The 16,704-nt window shown below is 59.7% G+C and carries 13 protein-coding genes; 9 read left to right on the top strand and 4 right to left on the bottom strand.

Features of this window, described 5'->3' with window-relative positions; genetic code table 11:
• Positions 1-41: 41 nt before the first annotated feature.
• A complete protein-coding gene (locus tag N7590_RS16585) occupies positions 42-941 on the bottom strand; it encodes an HNH endonuclease (protein WP_164242729.1) in 900 nt (299 codons plus the stop codon).
• Positions 942-1,109: 168 nt separating this feature from the next.
• On the bottom strand, positions 1,110-2,255 hold the full coding sequence (locus N7590_RS16580; RefSeq protein WP_040009068.1) for a YncE family protein: 1,146 nt from the start codon (positions 2,253-2,255) through the stop codon (positions 1,110-1,112).
• Between the two features lie 358 nt (positions 2,256-2,613).
• Here N7590_RS16580 and N7590_RS16575 point away from each other — a divergent pair, with 358 nt between their 5' ends.
• The 7 genes from N7590_RS16575 (at position 2,614) to N7590_RS16545 (ending at position 9,106) form a co-directional block, all read left to right on the top strand.
• Positions 2,614-4,659, top strand: coding sequence for an AAA family ATPase (locus N7590_RS16575; protein ID WP_164242728.1), 2,046 nt, complete (start codon positions 2,614-2,616; stop codon positions 4,657-4,659).
• A gap of 122 nt (positions 4,660-4,781) precedes the next feature.
• Positions 4,782-5,963: an McrC family protein gene (locus N7590_RS16570; protein WP_204275152.1), complete on the top strand. Its 1,182-nt coding sequence runs from the start codon at positions 4,782-4,784 to the stop codon at positions 5,961-5,963.
• A 56-nt stretch (positions 5,964-6,019) separates the two neighbouring features.
• The gene (locus N7590_RS16565; protein ID WP_180880425.1) at positions 6,020-6,229 is read left to right on the top strand and encodes a hypothetical protein; all 210 of its coding nucleotides are present in this window, start codon (positions 6,020-6,022) and stop codon (positions 6,227-6,229) included.
• A gap of 80 nt (positions 6,230-6,309) precedes the next feature.
• Positions 6,310-6,735 (top strand): energy transducer TonB, encoded by a 426-nt coding sequence (locus tag N7590_RS16560; protein WP_164242726.1) that lies wholly within the window; start codon positions 6,310-6,312, stop codon positions 6,733-6,735.
• A 453-nt stretch (positions 6,736-7,188) separates the two neighbouring features.
• Positions 7,189-7,557, top strand: coding sequence for a hypothetical protein (locus tag N7590_RS16555; RefSeq protein WP_164242725.1), 369 nt, complete (start codon positions 7,189-7,191; stop codon positions 7,555-7,557).
• Positions 7,558-7,746: 189 nt separating this feature from the next.
• Positions 7,747-8,076: a hypothetical protein gene (locus N7590_RS16550; protein WP_164242724.1), complete on the top strand. Its 330-nt coding sequence runs from the start codon at positions 7,747-7,749 to the stop codon at positions 8,074-8,076.
• 112 nt (positions 8,077-8,188) lie between these two features.
• A complete protein-coding gene (locus N7590_RS16545) occupies positions 8,189-9,106 on the top strand; it encodes an HNH endonuclease signature motif containing protein (RefSeq protein ID WP_164242723.1) in 918 nt (305 codons plus the stop codon).
• 164 nt (positions 9,107-9,270) lie between these two features.
• On the opposite strand, the gene N7590_RS16540 is transcribed toward N7590_RS16545, so the two are convergent.
• Together N7590_RS16540 and aceE are read right to left on the bottom strand one after the other, a co-directional pair.
• Entirely contained in the window at positions 9,271-11,889 is a 2,619-nt protein-coding gene (locus tag N7590_RS16540; RefSeq protein ID WP_164242722.1) for an SIR2 family protein, read from the bottom strand.
• Between the two features lie 150 nt (positions 11,890-12,039).
• On the bottom strand, positions 12,040-14,727 hold the full coding sequence (gene aceE, locus N7590_RS16535; RefSeq protein WP_046984452.1) for a pyruvate dehydrogenase (acetyl-transferring), homodimeric type: 2,688 nt from the start codon (positions 14,725-14,727) through the stop codon (positions 12,040-12,042).
• A 544-nt stretch (positions 14,728-15,271) separates the two neighbouring features.
• Here aceE and N7590_RS16530 point away from each other — a divergent pair.
• Together N7590_RS16530 and N7590_RS16525 are read left to right on the top strand one after the other, a co-directional pair.
• Positions 15,272-15,832: a PadR family transcriptional regulator gene (locus N7590_RS16530; RefSeq protein ID WP_133936412.1), complete on the top strand. Its 561-nt coding sequence runs from the start codon at positions 15,272-15,274 to the stop codon at positions 15,830-15,832.
• 60 nt (positions 15,833-15,892) lie between these two features.
• The gene (locus N7590_RS16525) at positions 15,893-16,690 is read left to right on the top strand and encodes a siderophore-interacting protein (protein WP_053448618.1); all 798 of its coding nucleotides are present in this window, start codon (positions 15,893-15,895) and stop codon (positions 16,688-16,690) included.
• Positions 16,691-16,704: the final 14 nt, after the last annotated feature.

Below are 16,704 nucleotides of genomic sequence, written 5' to 3'. Positions count from 1 at the left end.
GCCCTGCAATGGCACATCTGAAGATGTGCCATTTCATTGCACTACCTGCCAATCAATCTTTCCCGATGCTCGCTCAAGTAACGCACCTGCTCCGCGTTGAACGGCTTCGGCGCGATCTTTTGTTCCAATGCCCACTCCGCACGAATTCCATCCGGCAGCGCCTCACTGAAGATCATCACACCATCGTCGGTGAAAGAAATCAGCCAACGGTCAAATAGGCGATCGATGTGAGGCGCAAGCATCAACCCGTTGTTGCCGTCGAGTCGTGCGTGGTTATCGCTCTCGGCCCAGCGCTTGATGTGACTGGCGATAAGGAAGTTTGGGTTCGTCGTTCCAGTTACACGACACATCGGTTCGATATCGCGCACGTTGCTGCGGAACTTGCCCTGGCCAACGCGCGCGTTGATCAACTGCTTCTTCTGTGTTGTTGAGAGCGTGGCATCGTTCTGAATCGAACGAATGGCACTAGAGACCGGCACATCCTCTTGCCACTGACGAAGCTCCTCGCGGTCGGTCTTCAACAGGTTAAGAAGGTCGTCCGCCATCCCCTCTGGCACGGGGCACAGATACGCCTCATTGGCCTTTCCGCTTGGCTTGATGGGTGCGTACTTGTAGGGCAGATGCTGCCCTAGCAGATCCATGTGATTGCGCACTTCAAGCGGGACTTCGACCAGCTGGTACTGCACCGGCACCATCCAGCCGTCATTGTTCCAATCGCTGTCGGCAGTCTTGAAGCTCTCGGGGCGCGCCATTTCGGCATGCGCCCCGCTCACGATAGCGAGAGCCCTGATCTGCTTGTCCGCAAAGGCGAAGATCACGTCGCCTGGCCGCGCTAAGGTCATGTTCTCGTAGAAGGCACTGCGATGGCCGTCGGTCTTTTTCTTTGGCGACCACAGAAAGCCTCCCTTTGCCGAGGCTTCAAAGGTCTTCTTCTGGTTCACCCACCAGTACGCCATCCCTGCTTCCCCCTGTCTCATCTAATTGACCCGGCCTATTGGCCTTAGAGACGGGATAGTACCTTTCGATGTCGCAATCGGCACGCTTTTGCCGAGTATAAAGAAGGCAGGGGGATGCCCTGCCTTCGCTACGCCGTAGTGCTGCGGAATGCCTTACAACTGAATCCGCGCCACGCTCTCATCAGCGCCCTTGTCATCCTTCTCGCCGTTCTTGATGCTCACGAACAACACGTTGTTCTTCGCATCCAGCGCCAGGCTGTTCGGGTGGGTCGGCACCTTGTAGGTGGCCACCTTCTGGTAGCTGTCACTGTTGTACGCCGTCACCGTACCGGCTTCGCGGTTGGTCACGTACAGGCGCTTGCGCGGTGCATCCAGCAGGATGCCCAGCGGGCCGGCATCGGTCGGGATGCTGGCCAGTTCCTTGCCGGTGCTGCGGTCCAGCACCAGCACGCGCTGGCCCGGGTGCTTGCTGACCAGGCCGCTGCTCTTGGCCTGGTAACCGCGCAGGAATTCCGAGCCCTGGTCGGTCACGAACAGGCGCTTGCCGGCCGGGTCCAGCGCGATGTTCATGGGCTGCTCGGCGGCGATCTTGTGCTGCGCCACCACCTTGTTCGAATCGGTGCCCACCACCACCAGGTCGGCCAGCAGGTTGCTGGTGTAGACGCGCTTGTTGGCCGCATCCAGCGCCAGGCCCGGCGCCTTCGCATTGCCCAGGCCGTCGATGGTGTTGATCACCTTCAGCGTGGTGGTATCGATCACGAACAGCACGCTGCTCACGTCCGGCTGGCTGCTGTGGCCGGTCACGTACAGGCGGTTGCCGGCGCTGTCCACCACCAGCTCGCGCAGGTCGTGGGTGTAGGCGGCCTTGCCATCCTTGCCGGTCTTCTTCTCCATCAGCTGGATGGTGCCGATGGCCTTGTTCTGCGCGGTGTCGACCACGGTCACCGACAGGTCCACGGTGTTGCCCACGTACAGGCGGTTGTGGGCGTCATCCAGCACCACGCCGAACGCCTTGCGCTCCAGCGGGATGCGGGTTTCCACGGCCAGCGTGGCGGGGTTCAGGCGCAGCACCTGGGCCGGGCCGGCGTCATCGCCGAAGCCACCGGACGAGGCCACGAACACGGCGTTCTGTTTTGGGCTGTAGGCCAGTTCGTACAGGCCCTTGGCCACGGCCTGGCGCTGCACGGCGGTGCTGGCACTGGCGGCGGGGGCGTTGTCGGCGAACGCGGACGGCACGCCAAGGCTGAGCGAGACGGCAAGGGCCAGGGCGGCCGAGCGGAGAGCGGAATGAGGGAACATGCGAGCATCCTTGAAAGGGCACGGGAGGGTGTCCTGGCTCGCTGGGCCGTACTGCGACGGCCCGCTCCGGCGCGGTTTGCGCGGGGTGGGCTGGCTGGGTTGCGGGGGGAATGTTAACAGGAGACAGCGGGCGGGGGTGGTCTCCGGTACTACGCCCCCGCGCCACCCCTGCCAAACGCCCATCCGCAGCCGCGTGGTGCCAACGAGGGGGCGTTGCAGGCCCGTAAGGATGCCGAGTGGGATTCATTACCGGCGGCCCGCCCTAAAGTTCCACCCGTTGCTGCCGCCTAGCACTAGGTGCTGCAATCACTCCAAGGCGGAATGAGTCCGCCCGCATCGTCAAGGAATGGAAGGCCCGATGTCCGAATTCTTCACGCAAGAACATTTCAACCTGCTGCAGTCGCTGCAAGGGAAGAAGTTCGATCAAACCGATGCCGCGCATGAGGCCGCGTACAAGAAGCTGCGCCAGGCCTACGATCTGACGCGGGACTGGGCAAACCGCATCAAGGCGGCGCGCTTCCCCAATGGTCGCGTCAGTATCCGTCGACGCCCCACCAACCAGGGCAACCACTTCGCAGGGTACAACTGGGCCAAGATCTATCCCGATGCTGCCTCGCCGCCTTCACTAGCCTACACCGTTGGCCTCAATGGCCATGACGGCTTCGTCGTCAAGATCGACACGGTGAAGCTGCAAGACAACAACCCCATGCGTGAGGCCTATCTGAAGTTGCGTGGTCCATTTCAGTCCTCACACATCGTCAAAATACTACCGATCGACAAGGGGCTGTCGCTTGGCATGGATGATCTGGTGGCGTGGAGTTTGAACGCTATCGCCGAGTTCGGGCTCAGCTATGACGAAGTTGCAGAGCGCATTGGTCAGCCCGACGAAGTTGAGCCGGATGCCGTGCTGAAACACTTCGATATCAACGAAGACTTCCGCACCATGCGCAAGGGTTGGAACACAGAAGAGACAGAGCAATTCTGCAGACTGGCTCGGCTGGTGCATTACTCGGGAATGGACTGGTGGTTCGCAGGTACCCACACCCATCTGCGCTTTGGCCGGAAGAACGCTGGCAGCGCGCGTGCCGTTTCGGTGGTTGGGCTGGTGACGGGTTCCCTCGCCTGCCGGGTCACCTGGCGACCTGAGTTGCCGAGCATTTCCAAGTTCGTTCGCAAGGCCATCTCTGAGAAGATGGTCGACAACATCGCGGCCGCGCTGGAGGCCGATGATGAAGCCTTGCAGGAGCTGATTCGAACCGACGAAGAGCGCGAGGGCTTCTGGCCGGCGCAGGCCAGCGATGACTCGTCGGCCACGCTTGACCTGTCGGAGGCAGACGAGAGCGATGAAGGACTGCCAGCGGTGCAGAGCGAAGTTGCGGAGATGCTTGCGTTCAATCGCATCTACTTCGGTCCGCCAGGAACCGGCAAGACATACCAACTAAAGTTCCTGTTGGATGATCAGTTCACAGCCGACGAGGACGACAAATCCGTTGCGGAAGGCGAAACCAAGCGCTACAGCTTTGTTACCTTCCACCAATCCTACGGCTACGAGGACTTCATCGAAGGGCTGCGCCCGGTCATCGAGAAAAGCGCGCAGGGACAGGTGCGCTATGAAGTTCGTCCGGGCGTGTTCCTGAAGCTCTGCGAGCGGGCTCGCAAGTATCCCGATGAAATGTTCGCCATCGTCATTGACGAGATCAATCGCGGCAACATCAGTAAGATTTTCGGCGAACTGATCACGTTGATTGAACTGGACAAGCGAACCGATATGAAGAACTGCCATTCGGTCACGCTGCCCTACTCTCAGCGGCTGTTCTCCGTTCCGCGCAATGTCAGCATCATCGGAACCATGAACACCGCGGACCGATCCCTGGCATCTCTGGATACCGCCCTTCGCCGCCGATTCGAGTTTGAGGAGGTTCTGCCCGACTCGAGGGACGAGCAAGGGGCGCCTTTGGCAGGTCTACGCGTCAACAGGGATGAAGTCTCCATCAATATCCCAAAGCTGCTCACCGCAATGAACCAACGCATTGAAGCACTTTACGATCGCGAGCATCTGATCGGTCATGCCTACTTCATGCCGTTGAAGAGTATCAAGGAAGACAGCGAGCGCATGACTGCACTGACCGCGCTGTTCGAGAAGCAGATCCTCCCTTTGCTGGAAGAATACTTCTACGACGACTGGCAGAAGATTCGGTTGGTGCTTGGCGACAACCAGAAGCATTCAAGCCTGCAATTTGTGCAGGAGACCACCAACGATGACGAGGCACTGGAGCGACTGTTTGGCGCCAATGCTGCGGACGAGGGTCATGGTGCACGGCCGCGTTTCAATCGCAATCCTGATGCTCTGAGCAAGCCAGACGCCTACGTGGCCATCTACAGCACGCTGCTGGGCAACGAGTGAGCACGGCGGCCACGCTCACCCTGCACGAGTACGACGTACTCGTACCGGCATCATCGGGCACCGCGCCCGGTGGTGCGCGCGTCGTGCCCGATGGCGTTTACCGGTGGCTGGAACGGCAGTCGTTGGAGCTGATCGACGGCAAGTTGTCCCCATGGGTTCGCCGTTGCCGCCGGGGTATTCAGGTCACCAGCCACGTGGGCGTGGTTACCGCGCCAGGCGGCCTGCAGATCGAGATCCTGCCCAAGGTGGGCAAGGCGCTGGACGCCGGTGCCGGCGAGGCACGTGGCCTGCTGCTGAGGATGCTGCGTTGCCTGCAGCAGTTCTCACACCTTCGGTTCGGCAACGCGCAGCTTGCCGCCGACAGCATGCCGCTGCTGGAGGTGTTCGTTGGCGAGTTCCTGCGTACGGTGGTGGCAGTGACCCGCAGCGGGCTTCGCGGCCAGTACCAGACACGTGAGGATGATCTGCCTGCGCTGCGCGGCAGGCTGCTCGTGGCCCAGCATCTCCGCCGCAATCTGGTACGTGCCGATCGCTTCCACACCGCCCACGATGAGTTCAGCATCGACAGGCCGGAGAACCGGCTGATCCACACGGCATTGCGAAAGGTGCTTGGCGCGACTCGCTTGACCCACCATCAGCGGCTGGCACGGGAGCTGTTGGCATTCTTCGCCGAGGTGCCGCTCAGCCACAATCCGGACCAGGACATGCAACGGGTTCAGCTGGACCGCAACATGCGCACCTATCGAGAAGCGCTGGATTGGACGCGTTTGATCCTGCAAGGGCTGTCGCCTACTTCGTCGGTAGGCACGCAGCAGGCACCTTCGCTGTTGTTCCCGATGGAGCGATTGTTCGAGGCGTACGTGGCCAGGCACTTCCAGAAGCAGCTACCGGCGCATCTTGCGCTGGATACTCAGGTCAGGCGGCATCACCTGGTGCATCACGGCGGTGCAAAGTGGTTCCAGCTCCGGCCGGACATGTTGGTGAGCCGGCAGCGGACGGACGTACTGGTGCTGGACACCAAGTGGAAGTTGCTGGATGCCGGACAGGCCAATGGCACCCACAAATACGGCTTACATCAGGATGATTTCTACCAGCTGCACGCCTATGGACGCAGCTATCTGGGCGGACAGGGCATGGTTGCACTGGTCTACCCGCGCACCGACAAGCTGGATCAGCCGCTACCGGTGTTCGACTTTCCGGGGAGCGAAGGGCTGCAACTGTGGGTGCTGCCATTCTGCCTGAGGCGGGCCGAAGTGCTGCTTCCGGAGGGCTGGGAATGGCCGCAGGACAGCTTGGCTGGTTGAATCCAGCGTCTTGAGACGAAGGCAGGTCATCCTCTCCACCCAACTGGAGGATGACCATGACCCGAATCGATGCCGCATGGCTGGAAGCGTTCGACAAGGAGCTGCTGTGTCTGTTCGCCATCGACCACAACGATGCCGGCATGGATGAGTTCCTGCTGGGCTGCTACGCAGACCTTCCGCCGCGCGAGGCGGCACTTGCCTTTGGCAGCGACTATGACCTGGAGCGCGACGATGCGCTGTGGCCACGGCCCGGCGTGCCTGTGTGAACTGTGTCCCACGGTATTCGGGGCAAGCGATGCCAGAGGATGGCCGCTATGCTGGTCGCGCACTGGAATGGAAACCACGCATGCCCCGTTTGAACGCCGCCCTGGCACTGACCTTCGTTCTGATGCTGCTGGGCGCTTTGCCTGCCATGGCCATGGATACAGACCTCCGTATTTTCACGGAGGTGTTTGTAGAGGCCGGGGACAACCCCACCTTCAAGCTGCAGCAGGCGCCTGCGGTGGTGTATTCAACGCCACCGGTCACGGCTGCCGATACGCTGCCGCAGTTTCCCCTGCAGGTGCTGCTGGTTGCCCAGCTGGATGAGCTGGGCCACGTGTCCAACGTGATGGTGGCGCGGTCCAGCGGGCAGCGGGAGTTTGATCGAGCGGCGTTTGATGCGGTGGATGAGTGGCGCTTCGATCCGGTCGTGATTGAGGGCGTCGCGAAGCATGCGCGGGTTCGGGTGCGTTTGATCTTCACGCCGGAGACCGAGGCGCGGGCCGCCTGAGCCGCTGATCCAGCCTGTCGCAACTGGCCCTACATCGCGGCCTTGGCTGCGGGCATTTCTGTGCTTGGGGTCAAAAACGCCAAGGCCTTCAAGACCATTGCGGCGCAATCGCTTGATGGCTTAACACCGTGTGCGACAATGCCGAAAGCGTCAGGACTGGCAGTCGCCGGTTCTGGAGTTTCTTGGCATTTGGCAGCTGTGCGGGTATCTCTTGGCGTGCCACCGGAAAAGGGTGGCGCGGGACTCGAAAACCCGTTTCTGTACCAGCTGTATGCGCTTTGCCAGCCGGCGTCACCTTTTGTGTGGCGTCGGCTGGCAATCCGTTCGCGTTCCATGGCGGGCGGTGCGTGGGGGTCTTCGGACCCGCCGGTCTGGTACATACCGGTTTTCGAGCCCGCACCGTCCGCCACCTTTATCGGTGGCCCTGCTTTCTGTCCTGTACGGAGCACTGCCATGAGCGCAACGAAGCTACCCGGTGTGAACACTCGCCGCGATCCCGCCAACGCCGATCACGAGAAAGATCCCTCCCCCTATCCCCTCGGATTTGTCGCCAACCTGCATCGCATTGGCGCGGGCGCCGCTGCCGATGGGCAGCCCTGGCCCGAGCGCAACCTGAGCCTCGGGCGCAGCATGCAGATGGCCGATGCGGATTGCGCGCTGGGCGGCCTGCGCGTGGTGGCGGAGCTGATGCTGGCGGCGGAGCGCACGCGACAGAACGGCACCGACGAAGAGTACGTGGGGGATCGGGTGATGGAGGGGTTGAAGATGGCGTGTGTGGCGTTGACTGTGATGGCTACTGAGCGGGTGCAGGGGCAGAAGTAGAGGTCACTGCGATGCCTACATCGGCTGCGGAGGCGCGGGATCGTCCGCACCGTTCAATACGTCCGCCGCAGCTTGACTCTTTGGTGTCCAACAGCTGACGTCACTATGCTGCGCCGAACTTCGCTTGCTCTAATGGCCTCAACGCTACTGGGCTTGGTCATTGGCGGGGCTTGCATGTCACCCGCCACAATGACCCTTGAAGCCCATCCACGGCTCAGTGATTCAGAGTACGCACTGCTTCAGACTGAGGCGGGGCGCTTTGCCGAGAGATTGGGCTGCTTGGGCCTTGCGATTGAACTGCTTAATCACGGTTCGTCCTTCTTTGAGCTAAGCATCCGCAACAAGCCTATCCTGCTCGTAGACAACTCAGGATCGCAGCTTCTGGTAGTCACCATGTCTGCCGGTGAAGGCGAAAAAATTGATCTGCATCGCTGGAACCAGCAATTGAGCGCACCTGGGAGAGGCATCGAGAATTTGAGGCTGCCTGAGCACCGCTGCCCTCCGTCCGACCCGCCGTAGTTCAGGCTAATCGGCTCCCCACGGCGGAGCGGCCTAAAGCGTCAAGCGATGACACCTGAGACCCGGTTCTGGCTAGAATCCTGAGCAATTAGCTTCTGGGACAGGATCTGGAATGGAACTGCCGTTTGAGGTTGGCGCGCTGTACAACCGCCAGAAGGAAATCCATGCGGTGTTTGGCGGGCAGCAGCAAGGCGGCATTTCGACACCCAAGGAGCATCCGCTAGTCATTGCGTTCACTGGCGAGGCGGGTGTGTCTCATGGCTACCATGACTTCTGGGACGACGACGAAGTTTTCCATTACTTCGGCGAGGGCCAGATCGGAGACATGAAGTACGTGGCGGGCAACCGAGCGATTGGCGAGCACGTCAAGGATAGCAAAACGCTTGTAGTGTTTCAGATGATGGGTAAGGGGCGGCCCTATAGGTACCTTGGTAGGTTCATGTGCCAGTCCTCCTACGTTCAACCTGGCACGCCAGATCGAGAAGGGCAGCCAAGATCTGCCATCGTGTTCCGCTTGAGATCGCTGGAAGCCTCACTGGGCCTCGCGGCAAGTGAGACGGACCAAGCTGAGATCGATGCCACTATCGAGGACGTCGGCGCGACCAGTAAAAGGCGCGAAGCCGAAGTCAGGACGAAGCAACGTCTGTTCCGTGAGCGCCTGATTGGCGTTGAGAAGGGTTGCCGGTTGACCGGCATTGAGGACCTTAGATTCCTTCGCGCAAGCCACATCAAGCCGTGGGCTGATAGCACTCATAACGAGCGCGTTGATGGCGAGAACGGGCTTCTGCTGGCTCCGCACGCGGATCTTCTGTTTGATCGGGGCTGGATTGGCTTTTCGTCAAGCGGTCGCCTCCTAATCTCTAACGGCTTGCCTACCGACGTACAAGCTCGGCTCGGCCTAAACTTGGATGCGTCACTTCGATTTGGAGCCTTCTCCCCGAAGCAGCTCGGCTTCTTGGAGTTCCACCGAGACGTCGTATTTGATAGGCGCCATTTCCCCATCACTTCCCCACTCCAGAACTTCCTGTAGTGGCGCGCTGATTTCCTGCCTAGATATCGCTTTCCCGGACAGAGACACCGATGGGCGAAACGGTGGAAGAAGAGATCAATCGCTGGACCGCCTCCGGCATACGCCGGTGTTGGTCCTTGTATAGGGCGGGCCACAGATTCTGCAGCCCGCCAGACTCCAAAAAATCAGATGCCAATCTCTCGCTTCAATCCGTCCAAGAATTTTGAGCCAGAATCGTCATCAAAAATTGCCCATGAAGAGATTACAAAAAAGTCTTCCTTGTTATCCCTAAGCGCAGAACAAAACGCCGATTTTGACTTTTCAAAGTTACCAAGTAGATAGTTGCATCCAGACCTTTCCAAGTCATTCGAGCAGACAGACTCGACTTCTGCGATTCGCCTCTTGTTGAGTGTTCGACCGGATTTCAGCTCTGCCAACTCATAATTTACGATGAGAGCGGCGGCATCTTTTTGCCATCCAGATTTGTCCAAGCTTGCTTTGGCAACTTTCGAAGCTTCTTCGAACCTCCTTAGCAAGAGAAGGGCATGTGTCTCCTCCACAACAGTGATACCCTCGGATCGCTTCTGATTCTGCTTTGACCTTAACAGAGCGAGGTACCCTTCAAGATCTCCACTGGCCTGCAGCTCTTCGGTTTTCAACTGGATTCTCTCAATGGTACTTAAAGAGAAATCCTTAGGATCAGCCAGATCAGCAATCGCGGATCCGTTCGATGTGTATTTATAAAGCACAGCGAGCCTAGCAACATCAGAGCTCCGTCTTTTCACCCCGACAGCCTTGGTAAGAGACAGGATAGCCTGGTTAACATCCCCACTCACCTCCATCAAGAAGTCAGACTTTCTCCTCAAGAAGTTGGGGGATTCGGAGAAATCAGGATTGATTTCCAGCTCACTTATTTTTCTTGAAAGCTCGGAATTCCTGCGAAGAGCTCTATAGGCATCCATCTCAAGCCACTCATACTTTTGCCGCTCAGAGATTGGGCGCTCTGATTTTGCGCAAGCAATATCATTTATGAGCTTCTCGACCTCCGGCGCCCCCCTATCCTCTTTCGCCTTTGACCAGCGCCCCAATCTAAAACGAAGACACAACACGCTATTAGGTCTCATCGCTTCAAGTCGGGAAAGAAGCGCATCCATATCCGACCTAAACTGGTCTTTTGCCAAATTAGATTTGGTATAGAAGGATAAGGCGTCCCACCAGATGGGATTTCTTGGACCCGGATCACAATCAAGGCTTTTATGTATTACCTTCTTTATTTCCTTGTATATGAGATCCTTGTCCGCCCCACCGGACAATGAGTATTTTTCAGAAAGGCACTGGAGCCTGCGGGAATGCACATCAACATCATACGAATCAATTTCGTCGGCAATATCAAGAATCAACATCCGCTCTTCATGATTGCCAATAAGAAGCGTCTTCCTAACAAATAAATTGGCATCCTTGGGATCGGCGGAAATCATCTCATCAATCGCTGAAATTGCTCCATCGACATTTCCTGATACATCCTCAATTATTACTCTAAGATCAAGCAGATCCTCTCGGAAGCGCCTTGACGGGGATGACTTTAGCTCGCGCGAAACTCGCTCCCTGGCTGAGGAGAACTCACCTCTTTCAATCATCCTCTTGACGTCCATAGTTGTTACGAACTCACGGTCGTCAAGGCTGTCACTTGAATCTTCCGAATCCTCCTTCTTTAAGCCACGAAAAATTCCAAGAACCTCTTCACGCTCATTCATTTTTCTGAGCTTTTCGAGATCTCTCTTAATAAATTCAGAAGATGAATTCATTAGAAATTTGCTTTCGCAGAATCTCTCTATTATGGATTTTGGCTTCTTCGTTATTAGACTTGTATCGATAGGAAGAGAGTCGCCAATCAAATCATTGTGAAGCGATGCCATAACTTCGTCAAAGCCATCAATCTCGACAAAGTATACTCGCTCCCGCCACAGAAGCTTTAGAAGCTCATCGCCAGGTTCGTCTCCCTTTCGAAGGCACCAGTATATTCCGTGCTTGAAATAGTCCTCAGATCTCAGGAGATAGTGCAGCACATCCATGATCGACCTATCACCGCCGCTATACCCGACAACCACCAGCCCGAATTCCCGACCGAATTCTATGAATTTCTTCCGAGTATTCTCTTCGAGTGACTCCGTCTCTCTGACAGTAGATTTAATGTCATCAAATAGATAATCGCCATGCAGCTTTATTACCTTCGGCCGCTTTGAGGTGATTGTTATGCTAGAAATTGATGAATCATGCGCACAGAGCATTGGGCGCGTATCAGAGAACTGAAAAAATGCCTCATTGACCAGATCATCAAAATTTGTAGTGAATATCGTGTTCAAGAACCCTTTATCCACGAGCCTCATCAAATAAGCATACCCGAGATTTGGAGATTTTCCGGACACCTCTGTTTCTACAAATATTCTCCGCTGACGAGGCAGATCGAAGTTCTTCTCAAAAAGAGACGAGTACTCTCGAATTGGGTTATACCAACCACCACTGCTCTTCGCGAGGTTGGTTTTCGCGACCTCCGGCTCATAAACTTCGTTTGGCCAGTGTCGCTTAAATACCTCTTGCCGCCATATTTCTGTCAGCTCAGCGGCACTTCTGACTCCGGAAGACACGGAGCAACCAGCACCGAGCAACAGAGCGTAGTTTGGAACCCCTCCCGTGTGTGCACCCATGAATCGGCTGAGATCTTCATAAGACCTTCGTTTACCTTCCAACTGCTGCAGAACACTAACGCTCATTCCTTCGCCCCTCGTCCATTGTCCATTGTCCATTGTCCATTGAATGCCCGCGATTCCTTACAACCTTAGAGAACTAAAGCTGCCTTAGATCAGGCTTTAAGCCCGAATCTAGCAATCGAGTTGCCAAAAGAAAAGGGCGGCCAATGGCCGCCCCTTTTTTCTCGTGTCAATTAATTGACCCGATCAAACCCCAACAGGATTAGCCTTCTCCGGATCAATCTTGTACTGCTTGATCGCCCGGGCCACATCCTTCGCGGTCATCTTCCCTTCCTTCGCCAGCGCCGCAATCGCGGCATGCGCGATGTAGTACCGGTCAACCTCAAAGAACCGGCGCAGGTTCGCACGCGTATCCGAACGGCCAAACCCATCCGTACCCAGCACGGTGTACGACATCGGCACGAACGCACGGATCTGGTCCGCATATGCACGCACGTAGTCGGTGGCGGCAATCGCCGGGCCCTGGCGGCCTTCCAGCAGCTCGGTCACGTAGGCCTTGCGCTGCTCGCCTTCCGGATGCAGGCGGTTGGCACGTTCCACGTCGAAACCATCGCGACGCAGTTCGTTGAAGCTCGGGCAGCTCCAGATATCGGCGGTCACGCCGAAGTCCTTGTCCAGCAGCTCGGCCGCGGCAATGGCTTCGCGCAGGATGGTGCCCGAGCCCAGCAGCTGCACGCGCAGCTCGCCCTTCTTCGGCTTGCCGGCGTCGGTCAGCAGGTACATGCCCTTGACGATGCCTTCGGCCGCGCCTTCCGGCATTTCCGGGTGGGTGTAGTTCTCGTTCATCAGGGTGACGTAGTAATACTCGTCCACCTGGTCTTCCATCATGCGCTTGGTGCCGTGCTGCAGCACCACGGTCACTTCGAAGCCGAAGGTCGGGTCGTAGCTGCGCACGTTCGGGATGCCACCGGCCACCAGATGGCTGAAGCCATCTTCGTGTTGCAGGCCTTCACCGTTCAGCGTGGTGCGGCCGGCGGTGCCACCCAGCAGGAAGCCGCGGGTACGCATGTCGGCGGCCTGCCAGGCGATGTCGCCCACGCGCTGGAAGCCGAACATCGAGTAGTAGATGTAGAACGGCAGCATCGGCACGTTGCTGACCGAGTAGCTGGTACCTGCCGCCATCCACGAGCTGATCGCGCCCGGCTCGCTGATGCCCTGCTGCAGCACCTGGCCGCTCTGGTCTTCGCGGTAGAACATCAGCTGGTCGGCATCGACCGGCTTGTACTTCTGGCCGAACGGCGCGTAGATGCCGATCTGGCGGAACAGGCCTTCCATACCGAAGGTACGGGCTTCGTCAGCCACGATCGGCACGATGTGCGGGCCCAGTTCCTTGTCACGCAGGGTGATGTTCAGGCTCTGCACGAACGCCATGGTGGTGGAGTAGCTGCGCTCGCCGCTGCTCTTCAGCAGGCGGTCGTACGCTTCCAGCTTCGGCGCCACGAAGGTCTTGTCGGCCTTGCGGCGGCGCTGCGGCAGGTAACCGCCCAGCGCGGCACGGCGTTCCTGCAGGTACTGCACTTCCGGCGAATCCGGGCCCGGGTGGTAGAACGGCACCTGGCCGTCGGCCAACTGCGCGTCGGTCACCGGAATGTTGAAGCGGTCGCGGAAGTGGCGCACCGCTTCGTCGTCCAGCTTCTTGGTCTGGTGGGTCGGGTTCAGCGCTTCACCGGCGCTGCCCATGCCGTAGCCCTTCACGGTCTTGGCCAGGATGACGGTCGGCATGCCCTTGGTGTTCACGGCCTGGTGGTAGGCGGCGTACACCTTGTGCGGGTCGTGGCCACCACGGTTCAGGCGCCAGATGTCGTCGTCGGACAGGCCGGCGACCATCGCAGCGGTTTCCGGGTACTTGCCGAAGAAATGCTCGCGGGTATACGCGCCGCCGAAGGCCTTGCAGTTCTGGTATTCGCCGTCGACGGTTTCCATCATCAGCTTCTTCAGCACGCCGTCGCTGTCCTTGGCCAGCAGGGCATCCCAGTAACCGCCCCACAGCAGCTTGATCACGTTCCAGCCGCCGCCACGGAACACGCCTTCCAGTTCCTGGATGATCTTGCCGTTGCCGCGCACCGGGCCGTCCAGGCGCTGCAGGTTGCAGTTCACCACGAAGATCAGGTTGTCCAGGCCTTCACGGCCGGCCAGGGCGATGGCACCCAGGGTTTCCGGCTCGTCGCTCTCGCCGTCGCCGATGAAGCACCACACCTTGCGGTCGGACTTCTCGATCAGGCCACGGTTTTCCAGGTAGCGCATGAACTGCGCCTGGTAGATGGCGGCCAGCGGGCCCAGGCCCATCGACACGGTCGGGGTCTGCCAGTACTCCGGCATCAGCCACGGGTGCGGGTACGAGGACAGGCCACCGCCGTCCACTTCCATGCGGAACTTGTCCAGCTGCTCTTCGCTGATGCGGCCTTCCAGGAAGGAACGCGCGTAGATGCCCGGGGCGCTGTGGCCCTGGATGAACAGCAGGTCGCCCGGGTGGTTCTCGCTGGGGGCGCGCCAGAAGTGGTTGAAGCCCACGTCGTACAGGGTGGCGCCGGAGGCGAACGAAGCGATGTGGCCGCCCAGGTCACCCGGCTTGCGGTTGGCGCGCACCACGGTGGCCATCGCGTTCCAGCGGATGATCGAACGGATGCGCCATTCCAGCTCGGCATTGCCCGGGCTCTTGGCCTCGAGCTGCGGCTCGATGGTGTTGACGTACTCGGTGGTGGGAGAGAACGGCAGGTAGGCGCCCGAACGACGGGTCAGTTCCACCATGCCTTCCAGCAGCTGATGCGCGCGCTCGGAGCCCTCGACATCAATAACGGCCTTCAACGACTCGATCCACTCCTGGGTTTCCACAGGATTCGGGTCGTTGTTCAGCACCTCGTTCAACCAGTTCATTAGCGCTCCCATAACCGCACGCACGCGCGCGACTGTTGTATAGATTTCTAGACCGCAAAGTGTAGCGCACCAAGGGCTTTCGTCACTTGGCTACGCAGGCGTATGGATGCAACCGGCCAGTGTCCGCAAGGGGCTTGCAAGGGCCCGTGATGGCCCTGCGGCGGGCCTTGGCGGCTGCGCAGGCTGTCGCTTGCGGGCCGCTGCGGCCATGTGCAGGACGCAGTGTTACCGCTGCCGATGACGGTCGTAGGGCAACTCTGGAGCCACGATAGGTGCGGTGCGGGCTGCGGTTCTGAACCGGCGACAACATGTCGCAGCCGCCTCTGGATCGGCGCTGGCAATGGGCCCAGCGTGGGTCGCGAGTGATGGGCCTGGCGCCCTGCTCCCTTCCACAGTACCGCCGGGGCGCCCTGCAAGGGGCGCCCCTTTTTCTGTGCGCGCGGCCGGCCGTGGCCCAAAACGGAGCTGCTTGTGGCCGGATCGATGATTGCCGGCTTCGATATATCGATATATCGTTTGCACACTCGTTTACCGATATATCGAAATGAGCCGCACCCCCTCTCCCAGAGCCCGTTCCACCGATCCGGCGGTGCCGCGCCGCAACGGCCAGCCGCGGGTGCTCAGCCGTGGTGACCTGCGCCTGCTGGTGCTGGCCCTGATCGGCGAGCAGCCGCGCCATGGCTATGAGCTGATGCAGTTGATCAGCAACCAGTTCATGCAGGCCTATACGCCCAGCGCCGGCACCATGTACCCGCTGCTGGCCAGCTTCGAGCAGGCCGGCTGGATCGAGGCCGAGGAAGTGGACGGCAAGCGGATCTTCCGCATCACCGCCGCCGGCGAGTTCGAGCTGAAGGTGCAGCGCACCCAGGTGCGGCTGGCGCAGCGGCGTGCCTTCGACCGTGCCCGCGAGATCACCAAGGCCTCGCTGCCGCCGCCGTTGGCCAGCGCCCTGCGCGAGTTCAAGCGGGCGCTGGTGCACCACCACGGCCGCTGGGCCGAGGGCGAGGCGGACGAGGTGGCGGCGCTGCTGACGCGGGCCTCGGCCCTGCTGAACGGTACCGCCGGTAGCGAGGCATCACCGCTTTCAACGACCCAGCCAGACTGACTCCAGCCAGGTCCTCCCCCATGCCGCGCGCCCCCGCGCGACCCTTTTACAGGTATCCCCATGACCGAACACAACAACACGCGCCTGCGCCTGGATGTGCGCTTCCGTGAACTGACCGTGCTGCGCACCGAGGAAGTCACCCCGCACATGCGCCGCGTGGTGCTGGGTGGCGACGATCTGGCCGGCTTCGATTCGCCTGGCGCCGACGACCACATCAAGCTGTTCTTCCCCAACAGCAGCGGCGAGATGGTGCTGCCGGTGCTGACCGCCGAAGGCCGCAGCTACCCGGAAGGCAAGGAGCCCTCGCCGGCCCGCGACTACACTCCGCGCTGGTGGGACCACGAAACCGGCGAGCTGGCCATCGACTTCGTGCTGCACGACCAGGGCATTGCCGGGCCGTGGGCCGAGCAGGCGCAGGCCGGCGACGTGCTGGTGATCGGCGGCCCGCGCGGCTCGTTCGTGGTGGCCGACAGCTACGACGCCTATGTGCTGATCGGCGATGAAACCGCGCTGCCGGCCATCGCCCGCTGGCTGGACGTGCTGCCGGACGGCGCCGAGGTGCAGGCCTTCATCGAAGTGAGCGATGAGGCCGAGCGCCAGGACCTGCCGCAGTACGAGAACGTGCGCATCCACTGGCTGGAGCGCAACGGCTTCCCGGCGGCCAGCAGCACGCTGCTGGAAGACATGCTGACCGACTTCGAGGCGCCGGACGGCGATGTCTTCTACTGGATCGCCACCGAATCGCGTCGCGCACGGATGATGCGCAAGTTCATCGAAGGCCACCTGGGCGTGCCGCGCGACTGGATCCGCTCGACCGGCTACTGGAAGGCCCACCCGGACGAAACCGACGGCGATTGAGCCATGCACCAGGA

Origin of the sequence: Stenotrophomonas sp. GD04024 (assembly GCF_029837545.1) — a bacterium.
Taxonomy (GTDB): domain Bacteria; phylum Pseudomonadota; class Gammaproteobacteria; order Xanthomonadales; family Xanthomonadaceae; genus Stenotrophomonas; species Stenotrophomonas forensis.
Note: the sequence above shows the minus strand (reverse complement) of the source record. Positions and strands in the feature narration are given on the sequence as shown.